Raw genomic sequence first — 24,469 nt, forward strand, 5'->3', positions numbered from 1 at the left:
TAGGGGAAGAACGGTAGGCTACGCACACATGTTCGATGCCTAGACCGGAGGAGCTGGAGTGACGCTAGTGGAGGCGGGTTACACGGCTCGTCACCTGTCGGTGCTTGAGGGCCTCGAGGCCGTTCGCAAGCGACCCGGCATGTACATCGGGTCCACCGACAGTCGCGGGCTCATGCACTGCCTCTGGGAGATCGTGGACAACGGCGTCGACGAGGCGCTCGCGGGGCACTGCGACAGGATCGAGGTCGAGCTCTACGCCGACGGGTCCATCGAGGTGCGCGACAACGGGCGGGGCATTCCCGTCGACATCGAGCCGAAGTCCGGTCTGGCGGGCGTCGAGCTCGTCTACACGAAGCTGCACGCGGGCGGCAAGTTCGGCGGCGGCTCCTACGGCGCCTCCGGCGGCCTGCACGGCGTGGGCGCCTCCGTGGTCAACGCCCTGTCCGCCAGGGTCGACGTCGAGGTCGACCGCGACGGCGTGGTCCACGAGATGAGCTTCCGCCGCGGCGTCCCCGGGATCTTCGACGGCGAGGGGCCCACGGCCAAGTTCAAGAAGAAGTCCGGCCTGCGCATCGGCGCCAAGCGCCCTGCCAACCCCACCGGCACGCGGGTGCGGTTCTGGGCCGACCGGCAGATCTTCCTGCCCGACGCCGAGGTCTCGCTCGACGAGATCCACGTGCGCCTGCGGCAGACGGCCTTCCTGGTGCCCGGCTTGACCCTGGCGGTCGTCGACAGCCGGCACGAGGAGCGCATCGAGGAGGAGTTCCGCTTCGACGGCGGCATCTCCGAGTTCACCGAGTTCCTGGCCCGCGACGAGCCGGTCTGCGACGTGCTGCGGCTGCAGGGCCTCGGTCACTTCCGCGAGACCGTGCCCGTCCTCGACGACCAGGGCCACATGACGCCCACCGAGGTCGAGCGCGAGCTGAGCGTCGACGTGGCGGTGCGCTGGGGCAAGGGCTACGAGTCCACCGTGCGCTCGTTCGTCAACGTCATCGCCACGCACAAGGGCGGCACCCACCTGACCGGTTTCGAGCGCGGTCTCGTCCGTACGATCAACGAGCTGCTGCGTGAGACCCGCCTGCTGAAAAACGGTGACGACCCCGTCACCAAGGACGACATCTCCGAGGGCCTGACCGGCGTCGTGACGGTCAGGGTGCCTGAGCCGCAGTTCGAGGGCCAGACCAAGGAGGTGCTCGGCACCTCCGCGGCCACCCGCATTGTCTCCCACGTGGTCTCGCGCGAGCTCAAGGAGCTGTTCGCCAACCCGCCGCGCGGCTACAAGCAGCCGCTGCGCGCCGTGCTGGAGAAGATCGTGGCCGCCGCGAAGGCCCGCATCGCGGCCCGCGAGCACCGCGACAACCAGCGCCGCAAGACCGCTCTGGAGAGCTCGGCGCTGCCGGCCAAGCTGGTCGACTGCCGCAGCGACGGCGTCGACCGCAGTGAGCTGTTCATCGTCGAGGGCGACTCCGCGCTCGGCACGGCCAAGCTGGCCCGCGACTCGGAGTTCCAGGCCCTGCTGCCGATCCGCGGCAAGATCCTCAACGTCCAGAAGGCGTCCGTGAGCGACATGCTCAAGAACGCCGAGTGCGCCGCCATCATCCAGGTGGTCGGAGCCGGGTCGGGGCGCTCGTTCGACATCGATTCGGCTCGCTACGGCAAGGTCATCCTGATGGCCGACGCCGACGTCGACGGCGCCCACATCCGCTGCCTGCTGCTGACCCTCTTCCACCGCTACATGCGGCCGATGGTCGAGGCCGGGCGGGTGTTCGCGGCCGTGCCGCCGCTGCACCGGATCGAGCTGACCAACCCGGGGCGGGGCAAGGAGAAGTACATCTACTGCTACTCCGACGCCGAGCTGCACAAGACGCTGCGGGATCTCGAACGGCGCGGCAAGCGGTGGAAGGACCCGGTGCAGCGTTACAAGGGTCTGGGCGAGATGGACGCCGACCAGCTGGCCGAGACGACCATGGACCCGCGCCACCGCATCCTGCGCCGGGTCAGGATCGAGGACGCCGAAGGGGCCGAGGGCATCTTCAGCCTGCTGATGGGCAGCGAGGTCGCGCCGCGCAGGGAGTTCATCGTCAACAGCGCGGCCGAGGTGGACCGCGACCACATCGACGCCTGACCTCTGCTGCTCGGGCGTCTGACACCCGGCGGGGTGCGCGGCGTATTTCGTCTCCGCCAGGTGTCCGATGATCGGCGTCGGATGCCTGAGCCGCTCCTGGCTGCGGGCTCGTCGCCGGGTCGTTCGGGCGTGTTCTCAGGAGATGCGCCCCTGGCGGGGCTCAGGCGGCCGGTCGGGGCTGGAGGGAGTTCTGGGGCGGTCCAGGGCCTCCCGGGCTCTCCTGTGGGCTTTGAGGGCCTTCTGGGGTGCATCTGACCTTGTTGGGGTGCGCGTCCTGGCTTCAGTGGCCCCGGCGGCCGGATCGGCCGCCGGGGTGGTGGACGGAAGCGCCTGTACGGGCGAGGGAACGGCCCTGCGCGAGGGGCGGAGCCGCCTGGCATCCTCAGCCGCGAGTCCGCGAGTCCGCGAGTCCGCGAGTCCGCGAGTCCGCGAGTCCGCGAGTCCGCGAGTCCGCGAGTCCGCGAGTCCGCGAGTCCGCGAGTCCGCGAGTCCGCGAGTCCGCGAGTCCGCGAGTCCGCGCGGTCGGGCGCGGTCAGTGGGGGGACGGGGTCAGGCGGCCGGTGTGGACGTCGTAGATGCCGCCGGCCACCGGCATGCCCGGGGGCAGGAACGGGGTGGTGCGGATGCGGGTGAGGTCGTGCTTCAGCGCCTCGTTCTGGTCGGGCACCGTGTGGAACTCCAGGCTCCTGGTGTCCACCCCGTGGTCGCGGGTCAGCGCGTGCACCTCCGAATCCGTCACCTTGGTCATGCCGCAGTCCGTGTGCGGCATGATGAGCACCCGGTTCACCCCGAGCACGTAGACGGCGAGCACCAGGGTGCGCAGCACGTCGTCCGTCACCCTCGCACCGGCGTTGCGCAGGATCTTGGCGTCCCCGGGCCGCAGGCCGAGCAGGCCCAGGGGGTCGATGCGTGAGTCCATGCAGGTCACGACGGCCAATCCGCGTGCCGCACGGCCGGTGAGACCAGAGCTCCCGAAACTCTCGGCGAACTTCGCGTTTGCGCTGTACACGTCGTCGAACGCACTCATGGCACAAATACTCCCGTACGGCTCGTAGTCGGCCCCTTCCGGGGTGGCGACTGGCTGAACTTCGCGAACGTCCCCCGATAAGCACTCACCATGAGTGATGATGTCGTAGCCGTATGTACGTGACCAGAGAAGGTTAGTCGTGAGCAGGTCAGAATCGCTAGCCGCGTATCTCCGGGGCCAGGCCCGGCGCCGCCTCGACCGTGTGGAGTCCAGGGACGACGGCCGCAACGCCAAGTGCGCCCTGGCACTGCTCGACACCGCCGCCTACGCGGCGAGCCTCCCCGACGACGATCCGCTGATCCTCATGCTGGACGAGGCCGGTTGCTTCGGTCCGCTGGGGTGCGAGCAGTTCGATCCGGGGGAGGCCGGGACCAAGCTGATCCGGCTCTGGGAGGGTGGCGAGCCGCACGAACTGCTGCTCGCCCTGCCCGCCGCCATCACCGCCGCGACCTGAGCTCGGGCGATCCTCGAAAGCCCCTACGGAGGCGCCAGGGCGCTCCGGCCGGGGTTCTACGGTTTGAGGCCGACGCCCACGTACCACCACTCGCTGCCCGCGAGCTCCTTCTCCCACGCCTCCTCGGGGCGCCAGTCGGCCACGTGCGTCACGCCCGGCTCCACCAGGTCGAAGCCGTCGAACATGCGGGCGACCTGCTCCCGGCCGCGGTGGATCAGGGGCGCGTCCACGTCGTCGTACACCTTCCGCGCCGCCTCTCCCACTTCTGGGTGGGCGTCGTCGGTGAGGTGGGAGACGATCAGGGCGCTGCCGGGGGCCAGGCGTTCGCGGAAGGTCGCCACCACGTCCCACGGGTCCTCGCGGTCGGTCAGGCAGTGCAGCACCCCGAGGAAGACCACGCCGACCGGCCGGGTGAAGTCGATCAGCCGCTTGGTCTCGGGGGCGTCGAGGATCGAGCCGGGTTTGCGTACGTCGGCGCCCAGCATGGTGATGTTCGCGTCCGTGCCGGCCAGCAGGGCGCGGCCGTGGACGATCACCACCGGGTCGTAGTCCACATACAGGACGTGCGCGTCGGGGTGGACGGTGCGGGCGACCTCGTGCACGTTGTTCTGGTTGGGCAGGCCGGTGCCGAGGTCGATGAACTGGTCGATGCCCAGTCCGGCGATGTGGCGGACGGCCCGGCCCAGAAAGCGCCGGTTGGCCAGGCAGATGTCCCTGCTGGGGCCCAAGGCCATGATCTTCTCGGCTGCCTCGCGGTCGGCCGCGAAATTGTCCTTGCCGCCGAGGTAGTAGTCGTACATGCGCGCCGCGTTGGGAACACTGGGGTTGATGCCCACGGGAACGCGCGAGGGGTTGGTCATGCCGGCCCTTCAGATCCACACCGCAAACTGCTCAGAACAGATCGTAACGCTCATGTGACCCAGTTTTCGATCTTTCGTTAAGATCGGCGAGCTCGCAGAGCATGATCGACGCTCACGGCGGCCAGGATGAGCAGGCCCTCGACGACCGGCCGGTAGGTGGAGTTCCAGCCGAGCAGGTTGAAGCCGTTGCCGATCAACGTGAGGATCAGCACGCCCACCATGCCGCGCCAGATCGCCCCCTGCCCGCCGAGGATGCTCGTGCCGCCGATCACCGTCGCCGCGATGGCCGTCAGCTCCAGCAGCGTGCCCATGTCCGGCTGCGCCGAGCCGCCGCGCGCCGCCAGCACCAGCCCCGCCAGCCCGGCGCACAGGCCGCTGATCGCGAACGCGCCCACCTGGACCGAACGCACGCCGATCCCCGACAGCCAGGCCGCCGTGGGGTTGCCGCCCACGGCGTACACGCGGCGGCCGAACGTGGTGCGGGCCAGCAGCAGCGACGTGACCACGGCCACCGTCACCAGCAGCAGGGAGGAGGCGGTGATGCCGCCCAGCACGGTGGGCCAGCTCAGCGACTGAAACGACTCCAGCCGCGCCGCGCCCGGATAGACGATCGCGCCGCCGGTGATGACGAGCGCCAGGCCGCGGTGCACGATGCTGAGCGCGAGCGTGGCGATGAACGAGTGCACCCGTGACAGCACCACGACCACGCCGTTCAGGGTGCCGAGCAGGCCGCCGGTCACCACGGCGGCGGCGTACCCGGCGGGCACGCCGGCCCGCTCGGTGACGAGCACCGCCACGATGGCGCTCACGGCGAGCACGGCACTGGCGGACAGGTCGAAGACGCCGCAGATCACGCACACCGTCATCCCGCACGCCAGCAGGCCGACGACCACGGCCTGATCCAGCAGGTTGACCAGGTTCCCCGGGCTCAGGAACGTGTCGGTGGCCAGGGAGAGCGCCACCACCAGGACCGCGACCGCCAGGACGATCCCGTGGTCCCGCAGCGACCTGGCCGTCATTCGTCGTATTCGCCGCTCACCTGGGCCAGCGCGTCCTTGGTCCCCATGCTGGTGCCGGGCTGGACGTCCGTCGCGAGGTTCGTGCCGGGGACCTGCTCGCCGCGCGCCTTACGGAGCCCCAGCTCCGCGGCCTTGGCGCCGAGGGTCTTCACCGGCAGGTAGTACGCGCCGAACCAGCGCCCCTCCTGCACCGCCTTGACGGTCTGGCGGGAGGCGCCGTTGGCGACGTACGAGATGTCCTTGCCCTTCGCCACCGCCTCGGCCCCGAGAACGGCCTGCGAAGCGCCGATGATCACGTCGATGCCGGGGTTCTTCTGCAGCACGTCCTGCATCGCCTTGCGCCCGCTCTCCTGCGTGTAACCGCCTTCGAGCTGGGCCTTGAGCTCGACGCCCGGCGCGGCCTTGAGCTTGGCCACGGCGGCCTGGGTGCGGGCGTTGTCCAGCGGCAGCGCCTTGAGCCCCTCCAGGTAGCCGACCTCGCAGGGATCCAGTTTCTTGCTCGCGCACGCCTGGATCGCCAGCTCGGCCAGGCCCTCGCCGTTCAGCGTGGGCACGTCGATGAGCGTGATCGTGCCGTCCACCTGGGGATCGGCGGTGTCGTAGCGGGTGCCGACGGGGGTGAAGTGCACGACGACGGTGATCCCGGCCTGCACGGCGGAGCGGATCGCCGGCACCACGGCCGCCCCGTCGTTGGCCTGGACGACGAACACCTCGAACCGCTTGGCCGTCACGGCGTCCTGGAGCTGGCGGACCTGGGCCTGGGCGTCGAAGTTCGGGTCGAGGAACTCCGCGGTGGCGCCGTTCGCCTTCGCGTACTCCTCGACGCCGGCGAACGTGGCGGCCGAGAAGGAGTTGGCCTTGGCGAAGCCGAAGAAGCCGATCCGCTTGGCCGCGGCGGACGCCTCCGGCGAAGTCGCGGCGGCCGAGGCGCTCGACGAGGGACCCTCCGCGCCTGGATTGACGCAGTCGGCGGCGAGCAGGCTCACCGCGGCCAGGGCGGGTAACGCGGTCCATCGTGCGACCATCTCGGTCTCCATTCGCGTCGTCGGCGACCAGCCCGGGACTCGTCTCCATGATCATAGGGAACGTGGCGGTGCGTGATGAGGTGAATGGAGATCACCGATTCAGCTGGGTTCGTTACCCGGCTTCCACTTGATGCCGCAGCCGAGGGACGGGCGCTGCCGCTCCGGCATCGGCTCGCCGTTGAGCAGGGCGTCGATGGCGGCCCGCAGCGACTCGCCGGTCACCGGCACGTCGTTGCCCGGCCTGGAGCCGTCGAACTCGCCGCGGTAGGCGAGCCGGAAGAACCCGTCGTAGAGGAAGAAGTCGGGTGTGCAGGCCGCCCGGTAGGCCTTGGCCACGTCCTGGGTGTCGTCCAGCAGATACGGGAAGGAGAAGCCCGCCCGTGCCGCCTGCTCGGCCAGGTGTGTCGGGTCGTCATCGGGGTAGTTCACGCTGTCATTGCTGCAGATGGCCACGATCGACAATCTGGCGCCGTAGTCGCCGGCCAGCGCGCCGAGGCCGGCTTCGATGTGCCGCACATACGGGCAGTGGTTCGACAGGAACGCCACGAGCGTGGCGGGAGAACCCTTGAGGTCTTCGAGCGAGACACTGCCGCCGTTGATGGCGGTCAGGTCGAAGGCGGGCGCGGGAGTGCCGAGCGGGACCATGAACGAGTTGGCAGCCATGGCATCCATTCTCGTCTGAGAGAGGTTCACGGTAATGGGCGGTATCGCGGAGTTCCGAACGGTCGTGGTGGACTGTCCGGATCCACGGGCTCTGGCGGAGTTCTACGCCACCTTGCTGGGCTGGCCGGTCACCTCGGTGGAGGACGACTGGGTCGTGGTCAGCGACGGCGGCCCGCCCAAGCGGCTGGCCTTCCAGCTCGCGCCCGACCACCAGCCGCCCGCCTGGCCGGACCCGGACCGCCCGCAGCAGTTCCACCTCGACGTGACGGTCGACGACCTGGACGAGGCCGAGGCTCAGGTGATCAAGATCGGCGCGACCAAGCACGCGCACCAGCCCAGCGAGGATGACGACTTCCGCGTCTTCCTCGACCCGGCCGGCCACCCGTTCTGCCTCTGCCGGGACTGACCCGCACCACGGGACCGGTTCGACCTGGACCACCGGGCTGGTCCGAGCGGGCTCTTCGGCCGGCCTGCTCCGGGGCGCCGGACCGATCTGACCTGGACCACCGGGCTGGGCGAAGGGGACTGCTCCTGGCCCGGGGGAGTGGCCGGCCCCGCCTTCGCGCGGGGTCGGCCATCGCTCGATGAGCCACCTGGAGTGGGGACTACCCGCCGGTCAGTGAGTGCGGTCCGTCGGGTGCGACGACTCGGCGGGGTCCTGTCGAGTCCCGCCGGCTACGGTCCTGAAACGTTCGGGTACAGCCGCCTGCGGATCAGGACTTTTCAGTTCGACCTCGTGCGGGTCCGGGCGCCTGATGGGTTCGCGCCGGACCCGCGGGTAGGCGTGGTCAGTTGTCGATGCCGTGGTCGGCGGGGAAGGTCATTCGTCGCCGGATGACTCGTCCGCGCCGGTCACCTCCGGCGACGCCCCGCCGGGCAGGGCTTCGGGGCCGGAGGCGAGGGCGCCGCCGATCGCGCCGATGGTGTGGGTGAGCCGGACGCCGGAGCCGTCGCGGCGGCCGATCTCCTCCGGCAGCGGCACCGGCTTCCCCACCGCCGAGACCGCCTTGGCCGGAGCCGGGCCGGCCCAGGCCAGCAGCAGCTCGTCCTCGCCCTTGAGGAAGCGCTGGGCCCGGACGCCGCCGGTGGCCCGCCCCTTGGCGGGGAACTCGGCGTAGTCGGACACCTTGCCGCCGCCCACCTGGGTGCCGGGCAGCGCCGTGGAGGAGCCGGCGACGGTGACCACCTGCGCGGGCTGCTCAGGGTCGACCACGCCGAACCAGATCACCCGGGCGCCGTCGTCGAGCCGGATGCCGGCCATGCCGCCCGCGGGCCGGCCCTGGGGTCGTACGACGGCGGCGGAGAAGCGCAGCAGCTGGGCGTCGGAGGAGATGAACACCAGGTCGTGGGCCTCGGACACCAGCTCGACGGCCCCCACCACGCTGTCGCCCTCCTTGAGGGTGATCACCTCGAAGTCGTCGCGGTTGGCCGGATAGTCGGGCACCACCCGTTTGACCACGCCCTGCGCGGTGCCGAGCGCCAGGCCGGGCCCGTCGGGATCGAGGGAGCCTAGCCCGATGACCTTCTCGTCGGGCTGCAGGGAGACGTATTCGGACACCGGATGCCCGCCCGACAACGACGGCGGATTGGCCGAGGGCGGCAGCGTCGGCAGGTCGACGACCTGGACGCGGATCAGCCGGCCCTGCGAGGTGACCACGCCGACCTCCCCGCGCACGGACGTGCGCACGACGCTGACCAGCACGTCGTGGGCGGTCCTGTCGCCCTCGCCGGGCAGCGGGGTGGCGTCGGGGGTGCGGGCCAGCAGCCCGGTGGAGGAGAGCATGGCCAGGCACGGGTCGTCGGCCACCTGCAGCGACGTCACCGGGGTGCGGGCGATGCCGGGCGCCTCCAGCAGGACGGTGCGGCGCGGCGTGCCGTACTTCTTGGCCACCTCGGCCAGCTCGCCCGAGACGACCGAGCGCAGCTTGGTCTCGGAGGAGAGGATCTCGGTGAGCTTGGCGATCTCGTCGCTCAGCGTCTCCTTCTCACGGTCGAGCTCCAGCTTGTCGAAGCGGGTCAGGCGGCGCAGCGGCGTGTCGAGGATGTAGGCGGCCTGGATGTCGGTCAGGTCGAACACCTCCATCAGCCGGCCCCGCGCCTGCGCGGAGTCGTCGGAGGAACGGATGACCTGGATGACCTCGTCGATGTTGAGCAGCGCGATGATCAGGCCGTCGACCAGGTGCAGGCGCTCCTCGCGCTTGCGGCGCCGGAACTCCGACCTGCGGCGCACGACCTCCAGCCGGTGGTCCACGTAGACCTGCAGCAGCTCGCGCAGCCCGAGCGTGCGCGGCTCGCCGTCGACCAGGGTGACGTTGTTGATGCCGAACGTCTCCTCCATCGGCGTCAGCCGGTAGAGCTCCTCCAGCACCGCCTCGGGGATGAAGCCGTTCTTGATCTCGATGACCAGCCGCAGGCCCTTGTGCCGGTCGGTGAGGTCCTTGAGGTCGGCGATGCCCTGGAGCTTCTTGCTGGTCACCAGCTCCTTGATCTTGGTGACCACGCGCTCGGGGCCGACGTTGTAGGGGAGCTCGGTGACGATGATGCCCTTGCGCCGCGGCGTGATCTGCTCGACCTCGCACTTGGCGCGCATGCGGAACGTGCCACGCCCGCTCTCGTAGGCGTCGCGCACCCCCTGCAGCCCGATGATCGAGCCGCCCGTGGGCAGGTCGGGGCCGGGGACGTATTTCATCAGCTCGTCGAGCGTGGCGTCCGGCTTCTTGATCAGGTGGCGGGCGGCGGCCACGACCTCGGTGAGGTTGTGCGGCGCCATATTGGTGGCCATGCCGACCGCGATGCCGCTGGTGCCGTTGACCAGCAGGTTGGGGAACGCCGACGGCATGACGACCGGCTCGGTCTCCTGGCCGTCGTAGTTGGGCTTGAAGTCGACGGTGTCCTCGTCGAGCGAGTCGACCATGAGCATCGCCGCCGGGGCCAGCCTGGCCTCGGTGTAACGCATGGCGGCGGGCAGGTCGTCGGGCGAGCCGAAGTTGCCGTGGCCGTCGACCAGCGGCAGGCGCATCGAGAACGGCTGCGCCAGGCGCACCAGGGCGTCGTAGATCGCGCTGTCGCCGTGGGGATGCAGCTTGCCCATCACGTCGCCGACGACGCGTGAGGACTTGACGTGGCCGCGGTCGGGGCGCAGGCCCATCTCACTCATCGAGTAGAGGATGCGCCGCTGCACCGGCTTGAGGCCGTCGCGCGCGTCGGGCAGGGCGCGCTGATAGATCACCGAGTAGGCGTACTCGAGGTAGCTCGCGCGCATCTCGGAGGAGACGTCGATGTCGACGATCCGCTCCTCGAAATCCTCAGGTGGGGGTGCAGTCGTGCGTCGGGCCATCTTGTGCTGCGCGGCTGCCTCGGCCGTCGCGCCGAGGGGAAGCGCATCCTCCTTCTGTACTCGAGCAGTAACCGTAGCCGTCAGCCCGCTGGACAAGCGTCAGATCGGCGTGTGGGGCGTCGACAGAAGCGCGTGCGGCCACGGACCGGCAGGGATCGCGACGTGTCCGCCCCTGGAGATGATGGCACGAGCCAGGGCTCCAGTGGCGTATCCACAGTGTCGCTCACGCCTCGGCCGGCTGAGACGGGGAGAACCGTAACGATCTGTCTGTCTTGAAGGATACGGCCCGCTGGTCACGTACGGATCCTAGCGGCCATCCGCCGTTTATCGCAAACGTGTTCGATCCGGCGCGGTGAGCTTGACCAAGCAATTGCTTGGTCTTACCGTTCTGCTCATGGGATCCCCCTGATTACGGAGGCGTCATGATCGAGTTCCATCCCGTGACCAAGCACATCGGCGCCGAGGTCACCGGGGTCGATCTGCGCAAGCCGCTGTCGCAGGAGGAGGTCGTCACCCTGCGGGAGGGGTGGCTCAAGCACCACGTGCTGTTCTTCCGCGACCAGCACATCGACGACGAGCAGCACCTGCAGTTCGCCCTCAACTTCGGCACGCTGAACCACCCGGCCTTCAAGAAGGACTCGAACAGCCCCATCCACGTCCTCGACCAGACCTCCCCGAAGGGTGAGGGCGGGGACGAATGGCACAGCGACAACACCTTCGAGCCGACGCCGCCGATGGGCTCGCTGCTGCGCTGCGTCCAGCTGCCCTCTGTGGGCGGTGACACGTGCTGGGCCAACACCCACCTGGCCTACGAGACGCTCTCGCCGCCCATCCAGCGGCTGTGCGACGAACTGACGGCCGAGCACGACATCACGATGTCGATGAAGAAGGCGATCTCGAAGGGGCATCCGTTCGATCTGGCCGAGATCCAGGCGAAATGGCCGCCCATCGTCCGTCCCGTGGTGCGGGTGCACGCCGAGACCGGCCGCAAGGCGCTGTTCGTCAACCGCGCCTCCACGACCCGCCTCGTCGGGCTGAGCGACCGGGAGAACGAGGCGCTGCTGCCGTTCCTGATCGACCACATCCGCTCGCCCGAGTTCCAGCTCCGGCTGCGCTGGCGTCCGGGAACGCTCGCCTTCTGGGACAACCGGCCCACCCAGCACTACGCGGTCGCGGACTACACCGAGCGCCGCCGCATGCACAGGGTGACGATCAACGCTTTCCCTGAGCATGCCGACAAGATCTGAACAAACCATCATCTTTTACGGCACGCCGGCGGCACCGCCACCCACCGCACGTGGCTGAGGACCTCCAGGAGAACGCCCGCTGACCCCGCACAGGGCGGGCCGCCGTCACGTGCGCAACGTGGACCATCCGCGTGGTGACCAGGTCACCACGCGGACGCCGTGCGCATGGCTGCCTGTGCGCGTGGCCGTCGGTTCACCACGCGGGAGGCCCACAGGGCGCACGTCACGGCGGCCCGCCCCGTGAACCGGAGGAGCGTTCCCCTGGACGGGGCCCGGCCACGGGCGGCGGGTGGGGCCGGGGCCGCGCAGCCGTAAAGGATGAAGGTGGTCGTAGCCGCCATCGCGGAGAGAAAGCTGCGACGGCGACATCAGTTGAGGAGCATTTGGTCGGGGGGAGCTGGTAACAAAGAGGGCATGATTGAAGCCCCCGATGCCGCGATGCTGCGGGAAGAGGCCGAGGAGCGCCTGCGGGCGCTGGCCGGTGAGCACGCCGTCCTCCGCGACGACCAGTGGGCCGCCATCGAGGCCCTCGTGCTCGGCCGCCGCAGGGTGCTCGTCGTGCAGCGCACCGGCTGGGGCAAGTCGGCCGTCTACTTCGTCGCCACCGCGCTCCTGCGCGAGCTCGGCGAGGGTCCCACGGTCATCGTCTCGCCGCTGCTGGCGCTCATGCGCAACCAGATCGCCGCCGCCGAGCGGGCCGGCATCAGCGCCGTCACGATCAACTCCGCCAATCCCGAGGCCTGGGAGGAGATCTACGGCCAGGTCGCCGAGGGCATGGTCGACGTGCTGCTGGTCAGCCCCGAGCGGCTCAACAACCCCGACTTCCGTGACAACGTCCTGCCCGAGCTGGCCGAGAGCGCCGGGCTCGTCGTGGTCGACGAGGCCCACTGCATCTCCGACTGGGGTCACGACTTCCGGCCCGACTACCGCAGGCTGTCCACGCTGTTCGCGGACCTGCCGCCGGGCATCCCGGTGCTGGCCACCACCGCCACCGCCAACGCGCGCGTCACCCGCGACGTCGCCGAGCAGCTGCGCCTGCCCGCCGAGCTGCGGCCCGACGGCGACGACACGCTCGTCCTGCGCGGGCCGCTGGAGCGCGAGAGCCTGCACCTGAGCGTCGTCCGCCTGCCGAGCGCCGAGCAGCGGCTGGCCTGGCTGGCCCAGACGCTGCGCGAGCTGCCCGGCTCCGGCATCGTCTACACCCTCACCGTCGCGGCGGCCCACGAGATCGCCGGCTACCTGCGTGATCAGGGGCTCGAGGTGGCCGCCTACTCCGGCCAGACCGAGCCGGCCGAGCGGCTGGCCGCCGAGGACGCGCTGCTCGGCAACCGGATCAAGGCGCTGGTGGCCACGAGCGCGCTCGGGATGGGCTTCGACAAGCCCGACCTGGGCTTCGTGATCCACGTGGGCGCGCCGCAGTCGCCCGTCGCCTACTACCAGCAGGTCGGCCGGGCCGGGCGCGGCGTCGAACGGGCCGAGGTGATCCTGCTGCCCGGCACCGAAGACCGCGACATCTGGGCCTATTTCGCCTCGCTCGCGTTCCCGCCCGAGGCCGTCGTCCGCACCACGTTGCAGACCCTCGAAGAGCGTGGCGTCATGTCCACCCCCGCCCTCGAAACCGCCGTCGACCTGAGCCGCAGCCGCCTGGAGATGATGCTCAAGGTGCTCGACGTCGACGGCGCCGTCCGCCGGGTCAAGGGCGGCTGGGAGGCCACCGGGCAGGAGTGGGCCTACGACGGCGAGCGCTACGCCCGCATCGCCGCCGAGCGCGGGGCCGAGCAGCAGGCCATGCTCGCCTACCTGACCACGACCGAGTGCCGGGAGCAGTACCTGCGCCGGCATCTCGACGACGACAGCGCGACACCGTGCGGGCGCTGCGACAACTGCACCGGCCGTCACCGCTCCCCGGAGATCGCCGCCCAGGCCGTCGAGACCGCCCGCGAACGCCTGAGCAGGCCCGGCGTCGAGATCGAGGCCCGCAGGCAGTGGCCGACCGGGCTGTCCGACCTGTCCGGGCGGATCAAGCCCGAGCTGGGCGCGGAGCCCGGCAGGGCGCTCGGGCGGCTGACCGACATCGGGTGGGGCAACCGGCTGCGGGAGCTGTTCGGCGGGGAGGACCAGCCGGTGGGCGACGACATGTTCGCCGCCGTGATCAAGGTCCTGTCGGCCTGGGACTGGCGGGAGCGCCCGGTCGCCGTGGTCAACGTGCCGTCGGCGACGCGGCCGAAGCTCGTGCGCGGGTTCGCCGAGCGGCTGGCGCAGGTCGGGCGGCTGACCTACCTGGGCGAGCTGGGCTACCGGGCCGGGTCGCCGGGGCAGCAGTTCAACAGCGCCAAGCGGGTGCAGGCGATCAGGGGCACGCTGGCCATGCCGAAGGACCTGAGCGCGGCGATCGCCGGTTGCGGCGGGCCGGTCCTGCTGGTGGACGACCGGGTCGACACAGGCTGGACGATGACACTGGCGGCGGCCCTCGTCCGGCACGCCGGCGCCCCCGCCGTCCTGCCCCTGGCGCTCGCGGTCACCAGCTGACCTCGTCCCACGGCGCGCCGTCCCACGGCGGGCGGGCATCGCGGCGTCACGTGCCGCGCTGAGCGCCGCGGCGTCACGTGCCGCGCTGAGCGTCGTGCGGTCCCGGGCGCTGTGCGGGGCTGGGCGTCAGGAGCCGGTGGTGACGCCGATGGTGGTCAGGTCGTAGTCGGCGTAGATCGGGCTGACGTGGAGGTCGGTGGCTCCGGCGCCGCGCAGGAGCAGCGATCGGCGCCAGGTCAGCGGCGCCAGCACCGCCTCACCGGCCACCCGCCGCTCGGCCTCCGCCCACAGCGCGGCCCTGATCCTCGGGTCGAGCCGGCTCGTCGCCCGGTCCAGGACCGCGTCCACGGTCGGCAGCCGGACGCTGACGTTGAACGAGTAGTCCTTCTCCCTGATCCGCCTGCTGTCCACCATCTCGGGCAGGAACGAGTACGGGTCGGGCCAGTCGTAGATCCACGACTTGGCGATGAGCCCCACCTGATTCTTCCTCAGGTACTCCGGGCTGCCGCCCTTGGACTGGTGGAACTCGGGGACCGGCGCCGCCTCCACCGACACGTCGATGCCCACCTCGCCCAGCGCGGTCCTGACCGCCTGCGCCACCGCCGCCTCCTGGGGCAGATCGCGGTAGACGTACTTGGCCGGGAATCCGCCGGGTCTGCCGCACTTCGCCAGGTCCTGACGGGCGGCGGCGGGGTCGCCGTCCGGCGTCAGCCCGGGGACGGCGGCGTGCTGCCCCGGCACGGTGGGCGGCACCAGCGACGTGGGCACCTCGTCCGTCAGCGGCAGGTCGGCCGCCCGCACGGCCTTCAGATCCAGCGCGCGCACCACCGCGCGACGGCAGTCGGGCCGGTCGAACGGCGGCACCTGGGGGTTGATCGCCAGCACGCGCACGGTCGTGATCGGCGCGTCGGCCTGGGCCTTGCGCGCGGGGTCGCCGAGCACCGCCGCGATCTCGCCGTCCGGCAGGACCGGCCCCACCTCGGCCTCTCCCGCCTTGAGCCGGCCGGCCGCCTGGGCCGCGTCCATCCCGTACGTGAGCTCGAAGCGGTCGGGCAGCGCCGTGCGGTTGGGATCGGTGTCGGCTGACCAGTGGGGATTGCGCTCCAGGACGACGGAGTTCTCCGCGACCCGGGCGAACCGGTACGGGCCCGACGCGACCACGTTGAGCGCGTAACCGCCGCGCGTGTCCTTCGCCTTCGGCACCGGGATCGTCTCGGGCAATTGGACGACGTGGTCGAACGTGGCGAACGGCTCCTTCAGATGGAAAATGATCGTGCGATCGTCCGGCGTCTCGATCGCGGACGTGGTGACGGCGGCAGGCGACTTGTAGGGGCCCTCGTAGCCGGCGGGCAGGTCGAGCATGAGGTCGAAGTAGCTGGTGCCCTGCTCGAAACCGGAGTCCATGCTGCGCAGCACCGCGTACGCGACGTCGGCCGAGGTGATCGGCGTCCCGTCCGCGAACTTCAGGCCCCGCCGGAGCGTGTAGGTCCAGGTCTTGCCGCCGTCACTCGGCTTGCCCAGCGATTCGGCCAGGTCGGGCACGATCTGCGTCCCCGCCGCGCCCGGGACCGGTTTGAACATCGTCAGCGCGCGGCCGTAGAGGCGGACCATGTTCCACGCCTGCGTCGTGTACATGTCGGCCGGGTCCGTGGAGTCCAGGCCGGCCGCCGACGCCAGGCGCACGGTGCCGCCCTTCTTGCCGGACGGGCGTACGACGGAGGTGAGCGCGCTCCCGTAGGCGACCGGGGCGGGCGTCGTCGTCGCTGTGACGGCGGTCCGGTCGTTGAACTGCACGACCATCCAGGCGACGAGCCCCACCACGACCGCCGTCGCCGCCGCCCCGGCCGTGATCAGCAACCCCCGCCGCCCCCGCCAACCCGGTGCGGTAGGCCCCGTCCACTCCCGCCCCGCCCCACCACCGAAACCAGCATCCGCCCACCCCTGCCCCGGCCCGCCACCGGAACCAGGCACCGCCGACCCTTGCCCCGGCCCACCACCGGAACCAGGTCCCGCCCATCCCTGCCCCGGCCCGCTGAACGAGGCGTCGCCCTGTCCCGGCGCCTCTCCTCCCCGGTCGGGTACGCCACCGTCGGCCGGTGAGCCCTGGCCGGGTAGTCCCTGACCCGGTAAGCCTTGGTGCGGTGAGTCCCGGCTTGGTGAGGCCTGACCAGGTATGTTCTGACCGGGTAAGTCCTGGCCGGGTAAGGGGACGGCCGTGAAGGCGGTGGGATCGGCGAGCCGCCGCGTCCCCCCGGGCGTGGCGAAACCGCTGCCCGCCGCCCCACCCGGCGGCGCCGGCGCGTGGGAGCCCGGCAACCCATCGAAGCCGTGGGCGCCCGGCACCCCACCGGAGCCGTGGACGTCCGGTGACCCGCCGGAGGAGCGGATGAGCTCGCGCATGAGCTGATCGGCCGTAGGCCGCCGATGATGATCCTTGGCCAGACACGCCCACAACAACGGCGCCAGCGCCTCGGGCACCCCCGACAGGTCGGGCTCCCCGTTCAGGATCCGGTGCATCACCACGGGCAGCGCCCCGAACCCGAACGCCCCCCGCCCCGTCGCCGCGAACACCATCGTCCCCGCCCACGCGAACACGTCGCTGGCCGGCTGAGCGTCCCCGAGGAACTGCTCGGGCGCCATGAACGCCGGCGTCCCGACCACGCTCGTCGTCATGCTCTGGCTCACGTCCAGCGCCCGCGCGATGCCGAAGTCGATCACCCGGGGCCCGTCGGGCCCGAGCAGCACGTTGCCCGGTTTGAAGTCGCGGTGCACCACCCCGGCCCGGTGGATCGCGGTCAGCGCGGTGGCGGTCGCGACGGCCAGCCGGATCAGCGCCTGCCCGCGCAGGGGCCCTTCTTTGCTCACCTGGCGCTGCAGGGAGGGCCCGTCCACGTATTCACCGACGATGTACGGCTGCCCGTCGGCCTCCGCCACGTCCAGCACCCGCGCCGTGCAGAACTCGGCCACCCGCCGCACCGAGTCGGCCTCGCGCAGGAAGCGGCGCACCGCCCGCTCGTCCTCGGTGAACCTGGCGTGCAGCAGCTTGACCGCGACCGGCTCGCCGGACGTCGGCGAGGTGGCCAGGTAGACGCTGCCCTGCCCGCCTTCGCCGAGGAAGCCGGTCAGCCGGTAGGGCCCGATGGAAGACGGATCGCCGGTACGTAACGGACGCACGCCGGTTGTCACGCTCCTCGTCTACACGCTATGCGGATGTCTCTCCACGACAGCGCCGGCGAAGACCGTCAGAACGGCGGTCGAGCGCCCAGATGCATGATCGCCTTGGCCGCGAGCCGGTTGCCGGAGGCCAGCGCCTCGTGCGGTGGCTTGCCCTCCAGCCACGGCGGCAGGAAGCCGGCGCAGAACGCGTCACCCGCGCCCGTGCCGTCGACGATCTTGTCGACCGGCTCGGCGGCCACCCGCACCGGGTCGGGGCGGCCGTTGCTGTACCACAACGCGCCCTCGGCGGTCATCTTGATCACGACCTGTGGGAACCACGCGGTGAGCACCTTGGCGGCCGACTCGGCGTCGTCGCGGCCGGTCAGCACCTTCGCCTGGTCGATGTTGGCGAACAGCAGCTTGGCCCCGTTGGTCCATTCGAGGAACGGCTCGGCCCCCGTACGGTCCAGCGGCGCGGACGAGGCGCAGTCGACCGAGATCGACATGCCGCTGTGCCTGGCCATGTCGAGCGCGGCGAGACCGGCGTCACGCGAGCCCTCGTTGATCAGCGTGTAGCCCGACAGATGCAGATGGGTGCCCTGCGTGAACAGGTCACGCGGCAGGTCCTCGGGCGACAGGGCGGCGTTGGCACCGGGGTCGGACAGCATGGTGCGCTCACCCTTGTGCGTGACGAGCACCACGCAGGTGCCGGTCGGACGCTCAGGATCCATGACGAGCCGGGCGTCGACGCCGTAGCCCATCAGCTCCATGTCGCGGTTACGACCCGTGATGTCGGCGCCCCTGCGGCCGATGAAGGCCACCTCGGCGCCCTCCACGGCGAGCCAGGACGAGATGTTCGCCCCTGAGCCGCCGCCGTGCATCGTCACGATCGCCGGGGTGTCGCTCGCCCGGGCGAGTGCATAACGGGCGCGAGCGACCGCGTCGGTCATGAGATCGCCCACCACGACGACCCGCGTCATGATGTCACCACCTTGCTGCCTTCGGAACGAGCCTGGCCAACGGCTGAAACGCCACGGCAAAACTAACAGCTTCCGGGCTGCCCGTGGGGCGTACGCCTGACACGGGGTCGCCTTCGATGCACAAGCGTTGCCCAACCGCGCCCCCGGTCTTGTCATGTGGGATGCAGGTTTACGCTCGTGGTTGTGGAGGCACAATATCCGGCCCACTGGGAAGCCGACGTCGTTCTCGCGGACGGCGGCACCGCGCATGTCCGCCCGATCAGGCCCGCCGACGCCGACCGTCTCCGCTCGTTCTACTCCAGACTGTCGGACGAGTCGATCTATTTTCGCTTCTTCGGGCCCAGGCCCCGGCTGTCCGACAGGGAAGTCGAGCGCTTCACGAACGTCGACTACGTCAACCGGGTCGCGCTGATCGCCACGCTCGGCACCGAGATGGTGGCCGTGATCCGCTACGACAGGACCGGCCCCGGCGAGGCCGAGGTGGCCTTCCTCGTCGAGGACGCCCACCAGGGCAGGGGAGTGGCCTCCGTCCTGCTCGAACACCTGGCCGCCACGGCCCGCGAGCGCGGCATCGAGCGCTTCGTCGCCGACGTGCTGCCCGCCAACATGCGCATGACGGGGCTGCTGCGCCAGGCCGGCTACACGGCCCAGAGCCAGTTCGAGGACGGCGTCGTCCGCATGACGCTCGACCTGACCCCCACCGACACCTCCGCCGAGGTGACGACCGCGCGCGAGCACCGGGCCGAGTCCCGTTCGATCGCCAGGCTGCTCACCCCAGGCTCGGTCGCGGTCATCGGCGCCTCGCGCGAGCCGGGCGGCGTGGGCCAGACCGTGCTGCGCAACCTCCTGGCCGCCGACTTCACCGGCCCCGTCTACCCCGTGCACCGGCAGGTGCGGGCGGTGGCGGGCGTCCGGGCGTACCCGAGCGTGGGCGCCATCGACGGCGAGGTCGACCTGGCCGTCGTCGCGGTGCCCGCCGAAGGCGTGATCGACGTCGTCAAGGAGTGCGCGGAGAAGGGCGTGCACGGCCTGGTCGTGGTCTCCTCCGGGTTCGGCGAGACGGGCGCGCGAGGACGCGCCCGCCAGGACGAACTGGCCCGCATCGCCCGCTCCTACGGCCTGCGCGTCGTGGGCCCCAACTGCCTCGGCATCGCCAACACCGACCCGTCCGTCCGGCTCAACGCCACCCTCGCCGCCACCGTGCCGGGCCGGGGCAGGGTGGGCTTCTTCAGCCAGTCCGGCGCGCTCGGCACCGCGCTCCTGCAGCGGGTGGCGCAGCGCGGCATGGGCATCTCGACGTTCGTCTCGGCCGGCAACAGGGCCGACGTCTCGGGCAACGACCTGCTGCAGTACTGGGAGGAGGACGACTCCACCGAGGTCATCCTGCTCTACCTGGAGTCGCTCGGAAACCCGCGCAAGTTCACCCGGCTGGCCAGGCGCATCTCCCGCCGCAAGCCCGTCGTGGTGGTCAAGAGCGGCGGCACCCCCTCCGGTCACTCGGCCGAGGAGCTCGGCCTGCCGGACTCCGCGGTCGGCTCGCTGTTCGACCAGGCGGGGCTGATCAGGGTGGACGACCTCATCCAGCTCTTCGACGTGGGTCAGCTGCTGGCCTACCAGCCGCTGCCCGCGGGGCCGAGGGTCGCGCTCGTCACCAACTCCGACGCGCTCGGCCTGCTGGCCGCCGACGCCTGCCTGGCCGCAGGACTCGAACCGCGCCCGCCGGTCAACCTGGGGCCCGCCGCCGGGCCGGCCGAGTTCGGCGCGGCGCTGGCCGGTGAGCTGGCCTCGCCCGACGTGGACGCGGCCGTCGTGATCGACATGCCGCCCATCCCCGGCCGGGCCGAGGCGGTGGCGGCCGAGCTGCTGCGGGCCGCCGAGGACGCGGGCAAACCGGTGCTCACCACGTTCAGGGGTCATCTGGGGATGCATCCGGCCCTGCGCGTGTCAGGAGCCTCCGGTACGGGGTCCACGCCCGCACGGGGCTCCATCCCGTCGTACGCGGCGCCGGAGGAGGCCGTCAGAGCCCTGGCGTACGTGGTCCGCTACGCGACGTGGCGCGCCCAGCCCGCGGCGCCGCCGCCCGAGCTGGACGGGATCGACACGGCCCGCGCCAAGGCCCTGGTCCACCAGGCCCTGTCCGCCGGCGACCCGGCCGGGAACGAGGTCGTCTCCGGCGGGTTCGCGGAGGCCGGGCCGCCCGTCGAGGTCGACGCCGCCGAGCTGCTGTCCTGCTACGGCCTGACCGTGTGGCCCGCCGAGGTGGTGGGCTCGCCGGAGGAGGCGGTGGCCGCCGCCGAACGCCTGGGCTGGCCCGTGGTGGTCAAGGTGGCCGATCCAGGGGCCTCGCGCCGGGCCGGGACCGTGCGCCTGGGGCTGACCGGCCCCGAGATGGTGCGCCACGCCTACGCCGAGCTGTCCGGCGAGCGGGTGGAGCTGGCCGTCCAGCGGATGGCGCCGCAGCCCGCCGTGCCGACGGTGGTGGGCATGATCGAGGATCCCGCGTTCGGGCCCGTGGTGTCGTTCGGGCTCGGCGAGGTGACCGCGCGGCTCCTGCTCGACCAGGGCTTCCGGCTGGCCCCGCTGACCGGCGAGGACGCCTCCGCGCTGGTCCGGTCCGTACGCGCCGCGCCGCTGCTGTTCGGCGAGTACGGCTACCCGCCCGTGGCCGTGGACGCCCTTGAAGAGGTCCTCGTACGCGTCGGCCGCCTGGCCCACGACCTGCCCGAGGTGTCCCGCCTCGACCTGGACCAGGTGCTCGTGGGCGAGTCGGACGCCATGATCCTCGGCGCCCGCGCCACCCTGCGCACCCCGGCGGGCCCCCGGCTGGACGGCGGCCCCCGCAGGCTCTCCTGATTCGCCCTCAGCGAATGCCCCGGCTGCCTCAGCGAATGACGGTGACCCTGTGCCCGGTGATGCACCGGCAGAAGGTGTTATAGAGCGTTATGTCCGGCGGGTGAGTGTGCTGCCCGGCCCTGGCAGGATGGACCCATGAGGGAAACCCGAGTCTCAGCCGCGGGCCTGCGTGAAGCGATAGAGCGCAGCGGCTACTACCCCGACCTCGTCACCGATGCGGTCGAATCCGCGCTGGGCAAGGAGGCCGTGACGGCGTTCGTGGTGCACCACGAGGCGACCTTCGATCCCGCGATGGAGGTGCGCCGGCACGTCACCGTGCTGGTGCTGACGGCGACCCGGCTGCTGGTCTGCCACACCGACGAGCACCCGGCGGTCGAGGGCGTCTCGGCCTCCCACGCCTCCACCACCACCGAGGCCGTGCGGCTGAGCCGCGTCCAGTCGGTCGCCGTCACCCGCGTCGTGCCCGACCCCGCCTCCTACGTCCCCGGCGTCCCTCCCACGGAGGTGACGCTCACCATCGGCTGGGGCGCCATCTCCCACGTGGACCTCGAGCCGGCCACGTGCGGCGACGAAAACTGCGAGGCCGACCACGGCTACACGGGCGCCATCACCGCCGACGACCTGTCGCTCAGGGTCAGCGAGGCGGCCGACGGCCCCGAGGCGGTCACCCACGTCCTCGCCTTCGCCAAGGCCCTGTCCGAGGCCACCGCCCGCGCCGCCTCCTGACCCCAGCCCCCTCCCTCTCTCCCCGGACGCGGCCACCGCCCTTGAGGCCCGCCCGCCACCCCGCCACGACCGCCCGCGCCGCCGCGTACCCCGCCCGCACCCGCGACGAACGGCCACCCACCCGAGCCCCGCAACCCGCACCCCAGCCGCTGCCCGGACCGTCCGACGTCCTGCGACGTTCAGGGCCGCCCCGCCCCTATGCCCGCGACACGCCGGGACCGTTCCGACTGGATGCCCGCACCTGCGCCGCCGCTTGTCCGATGCCCGCGACGCCCCGGGGCATCCGCCCTGGCCTGACGAGGGGCCTGACGACGACGTCCCACGCTCGGCATCCCGCCATACGACGTCCCGGAGACTGTGACGCGCTGCCCGGAGCGGTGATCGCGGCGTGGACCTGCTGTGGCTCCGTGCTGCTGACGGCACGGGGAGCCATGTGCGGCGCGCCTGCCGCATGCACCCGCGCGGGCCCGGCCGGGAGCGGGCCGCACCCCGACGATCGCGGCGGTGGGGTGGCGATCACGGAGGGCTATGCTGAGGGGCATGCTGGTGCCGGGTTACGGCGGCGGGTCGCTGGCGGATGTGCCGGGCTCGCTGATGGCCGCTCTCGGTCTGCGCGAGCGCAACGCGCTGGCCCTGGAGCCCACCGACCGGGTGTGCCTGTTCCTGGTCGACGGCCTGGGAGCCGAGCTGCTCCAGGCCCACCCCGAGACCGCGCCGTTCCTGTCCGGCCTGCCGAGCAGGACGCTGACCGCCGGTTTCCCCGCCACGACCGTCACGAGCCTGTGCACCCTGGGCACGGGGCTGACGCCGGGTGAGCACGGCATGGTGGGGATGCTGCTGGCGGTGCCGGGCGCGGGCCACCTGTTCAACTGCCTGCGCTGGAAGCTGCCCGACGGCCTGGTCATGGACCCGGAGGAGTGGCAGCCGGCGACGACGATCTACCAGCGCGCCGCCAGGGCCGGGGTCGAGCCCGCCTATGTCGCCCCCGCCGAGTACGAGCGCACCGGCCTGACCGGCGCCGTCTTCCGCGGCGTACGCTACCTGGCCGCCGACTCCGTGGACGACCGCGTCGCCCGCACCCTGGAGGCGCTGCGCGAGCGGCGCCCCGCACACGTCACCGTCTACTACGGAGACCTCGACGCCACCGGCCACATGGTCGGGTGGGGCGGCGAGGAGTGGCTGCGCCAGCTCGAAATCGTCGACGACATGGCGCGGCGCCTGGCCGAAGGGCTCCCGCCGGGCGCCACCCTCTACGTCACCGCCGACCACGGCATGGTCAACGCCACCGAGAAGATCGACGTGGAGGGCACCCCCGAGCTGGCCGAGGGCGTGACGATGCTCGGCGGCGAGGCCAGGGCGCGACACGTCTACACCCACCAGGGCGCCGCCGCACGGGTGCTGGAGGCCTGGCGTGAGATCCTGGGCGGCAAGGCATGGGTGGTGTCCAGGCAGGAGGCGGTCGAGTCGGGCTGGTTCGGGCCCCGCGTGCACGAGGCGTGGCTCGGACGCATCGGCGACGTCGTGGCCGTGCCCTACGGCGGCCTGGCGCTCACCGCTCCCGCGGCCCACCCCTTCGAGGCCCTGTTCACCGGTTACCACGGCTCGCTGACGGCGGCCGAACAGCACGTCCCGCTCCTGGAGGTACGCACGTGACCAGCCCGCTGATCACCCCGGCCGGACTCGCCGCGCTCGACGGCGCGACGGTGCTCGACGTCCGCTGGCGGCTCGGCGGCCCGCCCGGGGAGCAGTTCTACCGTGAGGGTCACATCGACGGCGCCGTCTACTGCGACCTCGACACCGACCTCGCCGCCCCTCCCGGGCCCGGCGGGCGGCACCCGCTGCCGGGGGCGGCCGCGTTCCAGCGCGCGATGCGGCGGCTGGGCGTCTCGGACGGGCGGCCGGTCGTGGTGTACGACGACGCAGGCTCCGCCGTCGCGGCCAGGGCCTGGTGGGCGCTGCGTTACTTCGGGCACTCGGACGTACGCGTGCTCGACGGCGGCCTGCCCGCCTGGATCGAGGCCGGGCTGCCGGTCACGAAGGAGATCCCGCAGCCGGAGGAGGGCGACTTCACCGCGCGGCCGGGAGGCATGCCGGCACTGACGGCCGACGAGGCGTCGGCGCTGGCCCGGCGGGGTGTGCTGCTGGACGCCAGGGCAGGCGAGCGTTACCGGGGCGAGGTGGAGCCGGTCGATCCGGTCGCCGGCCACGTCCCCGGCGCGGTCAGCGCCCCCACCACGGACAACGTCGGCCCCGACGGCCGCTTCCTCGACCCCGAGTCGCTCAGGGCCCGCTTCGCCGCGCTGGGTGCCGAGGCGGGCGTCGAGGCCGGGGCCTACTGCGGCTCCGGGGTGACCGCCGCGCACGAGGTGCTCGCGATGGAGGTGGCGGGGCTGCCCGCGGCCCTGTACGTGGGCTCGTGGTCCAACTGGGTAGCCGACCCCACCCGCCCCGTCGCCACCGGCTGACCA

General features: G+C 71.6%; 17 protein-coding genes. 9 read left to right on the forward strand and 8 right to left on the reverse strand.

Features of this window, described 5'->3' with window-relative positions; translation table 11 throughout:
• Positions 1-58: 58 nt before the first annotated feature.
• Positions 59-2,125 (forward strand): DNA gyrase/topoisomerase IV subunit B, encoded by a 2,067-nt coding sequence (locus OIE67_RS06600; RefSeq protein ID WP_326637638.1) that lies wholly within the window; start codon positions 59-61, stop codon positions 2,123-2,125.
• 532 nt (positions 2,126-2,657) lie between these two features.
• Here OIE67_RS06600 and OIE67_RS06605 read toward each other — a convergent pair.
• Positions 2,658-3,152, reverse strand: a complete 495-nt coding sequence (locus OIE67_RS06605; protein WP_326637640.1) for a beta-class carbonic anhydrase — start codon at positions 3,150-3,152, stop codon at positions 2,658-2,660.
• Between the two features lie 139 nt (positions 3,153-3,291).
• Here OIE67_RS06605 and OIE67_RS06610 point away from each other — a divergent pair, with 139 nt between their 5' ends.
• On the forward strand, positions 3,292-3,606 hold the full coding sequence (locus OIE67_RS06610) for a hypothetical protein (RefSeq protein WP_106233826.1): 315 nt from the start codon (positions 3,292-3,294) through the stop codon (positions 3,604-3,606).
• Between the two features lie 56 nt (positions 3,607-3,662).
• Here the strand turns inward: OIE67_RS06610 and OIE67_RS06615 are convergent, their stop codons facing one another.
• From OIE67_RS06615 to OIE67_RS06630, 4 genes are all read right to left on the reverse strand, one after another.
• Positions 3,663-4,466 carry an SAM-dependent methyltransferase gene (locus tag OIE67_RS06615; protein ID WP_326637644.1) on the reverse strand — a complete coding sequence of 268 codons (804 nt, stop codon included), beginning with the start codon at positions 4,464-4,466 and terminating at the stop codon, positions 3,663-3,665.
• Positions 4,467-4,543: 77 nt separating this feature from the next.
• Positions 4,544-5,485 carry an ABC transporter permease gene (locus OIE67_RS06620; RefSeq protein ID WP_326637646.1) on the reverse strand — a complete coding sequence of 314 codons (942 nt, stop codon included), beginning with the start codon at positions 5,483-5,485 and terminating at the stop codon, positions 4,544-4,546.
• The gene (locus OIE67_RS06625) at positions 5,482-6,510 is read right to left on the reverse strand and encodes a sugar ABC transporter substrate-binding protein (RefSeq protein ID WP_326637648.1); all 1,029 of its coding nucleotides are present in this window, start codon (positions 6,508-6,510) and stop codon (positions 5,482-5,484) included. The genes OIE67_RS06620 and OIE67_RS06625 overlap by 4 nt, the downstream gene beginning before the upstream one ends.
• A 99-nt stretch (positions 6,511-6,609) precedes the next feature.
• Complete coding sequence (locus OIE67_RS06630) at positions 6,610-7,173, reverse strand: thioredoxin family protein (RefSeq protein WP_326637651.1); 564 nt, start codon at positions 7,171-7,173, stop codon at positions 6,610-6,612.
• Positions 7,174-7,207: 34 nt separating this feature from the next.
• Here OIE67_RS06630 and OIE67_RS06635 point away from each other — a divergent pair, with 34 nt between their 5' ends.
• Complete coding sequence (locus tag OIE67_RS06635; protein WP_326637653.1) at positions 7,208-7,579, forward strand: VOC family protein; 372 nt, start codon at positions 7,208-7,210, stop codon at positions 7,577-7,579.
• A gap of 414 nt (positions 7,580-7,993) precedes the next feature.
• Here the strand turns inward: OIE67_RS06635 and OIE67_RS06640 are convergent, their stop codons facing one another.
• Positions 7,994-10,510, reverse strand: coding sequence for a DNA gyrase/topoisomerase IV subunit A (locus tag OIE67_RS06640; protein WP_326637655.1), 2,517 nt, complete (start codon positions 10,508-10,510; stop codon positions 7,994-7,996).
• A gap of 422 nt (positions 10,511-10,932) precedes the next feature.
• Between OIE67_RS06640 and OIE67_RS06645 the strand changes: the two genes are divergently transcribed.
• Together OIE67_RS06645 and OIE67_RS06650 are read left to right on the forward strand one after the other, a co-directional pair.
• The gene (locus tag OIE67_RS06645) at positions 10,933-11,757 is read left to right on the forward strand and encodes a TauD/TfdA dioxygenase family protein (RefSeq protein ID WP_106233834.1); all 825 of its coding nucleotides are present in this window, start codon (positions 10,933-10,935) and stop codon (positions 11,755-11,757) included.
• 414 nt (positions 11,758-12,171) lie between these two features.
• Positions 12,172-14,286 (forward strand): RecQ family ATP-dependent DNA helicase, encoded by a 2,115-nt coding sequence (locus OIE67_RS06650; protein ID WP_326637658.1) that lies wholly within the window; start codon positions 12,172-12,174, stop codon positions 14,284-14,286.
• 126 nt (positions 14,287-14,412) lie between these two features.
• Here the strand turns inward: OIE67_RS06650 and OIE67_RS06655 are convergent, their stop codons facing one another.
• Entirely contained in the window at positions 14,413-17,460 is a 3,048-nt protein-coding gene (locus OIE67_RS06655) for an ABC transporter substrate-binding protein (protein WP_326637660.1), read from the reverse strand.
• Between the two features lie 68 nt (positions 17,461-17,528).
• A complete protein-coding gene (locus OIE67_RS06660; RefSeq protein WP_106233841.1) occupies positions 17,529-18,422 on the reverse strand; it encodes a carbohydrate kinase family protein in 894 nt (297 codons plus the stop codon).
• A gap of 183 nt (positions 18,423-18,605) precedes the next feature.
• Here OIE67_RS06660 and OIE67_RS06665 point away from each other — a divergent pair, with 183 nt between their 5' ends.
• The 4 genes from OIE67_RS06665 to OIE67_RS06680 all read left to right on the forward strand — a co-directional run bounded on the left by OIE67_RS06665 (position 18,606) and on the right by OIE67_RS06680 (position 24,466).
• Positions 18,606-21,275 (forward strand): bifunctional acetate--CoA ligase family protein/GNAT family N-acetyltransferase, encoded by a 2,670-nt coding sequence (locus tag OIE67_RS06665; RefSeq protein WP_326637663.1) that lies wholly within the window; start codon positions 18,606-18,608, stop codon positions 21,273-21,275.
• A 135-nt stretch (positions 21,276-21,410) separates the two neighbouring features.
• Positions 21,411-22,001, forward strand: a complete 591-nt coding sequence (locus OIE67_RS06670) for a DUF5998 family protein (RefSeq protein ID WP_106233845.1) — start codon at positions 21,411-21,413, stop codon at positions 21,999-22,001.
• Positions 22,002-22,541: 540 nt separating this feature from the next.
• Entirely contained in the window at positions 22,542-23,654 is a 1,113-nt protein-coding gene (locus OIE67_RS06675) for an alkaline phosphatase family protein (protein ID WP_326637666.1), read from the forward strand.
• Positions 23,651-24,466, forward strand: coding sequence for a sulfurtransferase (locus OIE67_RS06680; protein WP_326637667.1), 816 nt, complete (start codon positions 23,651-23,653; stop codon positions 24,464-24,466). The genes OIE67_RS06675 and OIE67_RS06680 overlap by 4 nt, the downstream gene beginning before the upstream one ends.
• The last annotated feature ends 3 nt before the right edge of the window (positions 24,467-24,469 follow it).

It is taken from the genome of Nonomuraea fuscirosea (genome assembly GCF_035917475.1).
GTDB lineage: Bacteria > Actinomycetota > Actinomycetes > Streptosporangiales > Streptosporangiaceae > Nonomuraea > Nonomuraea fuscirosea.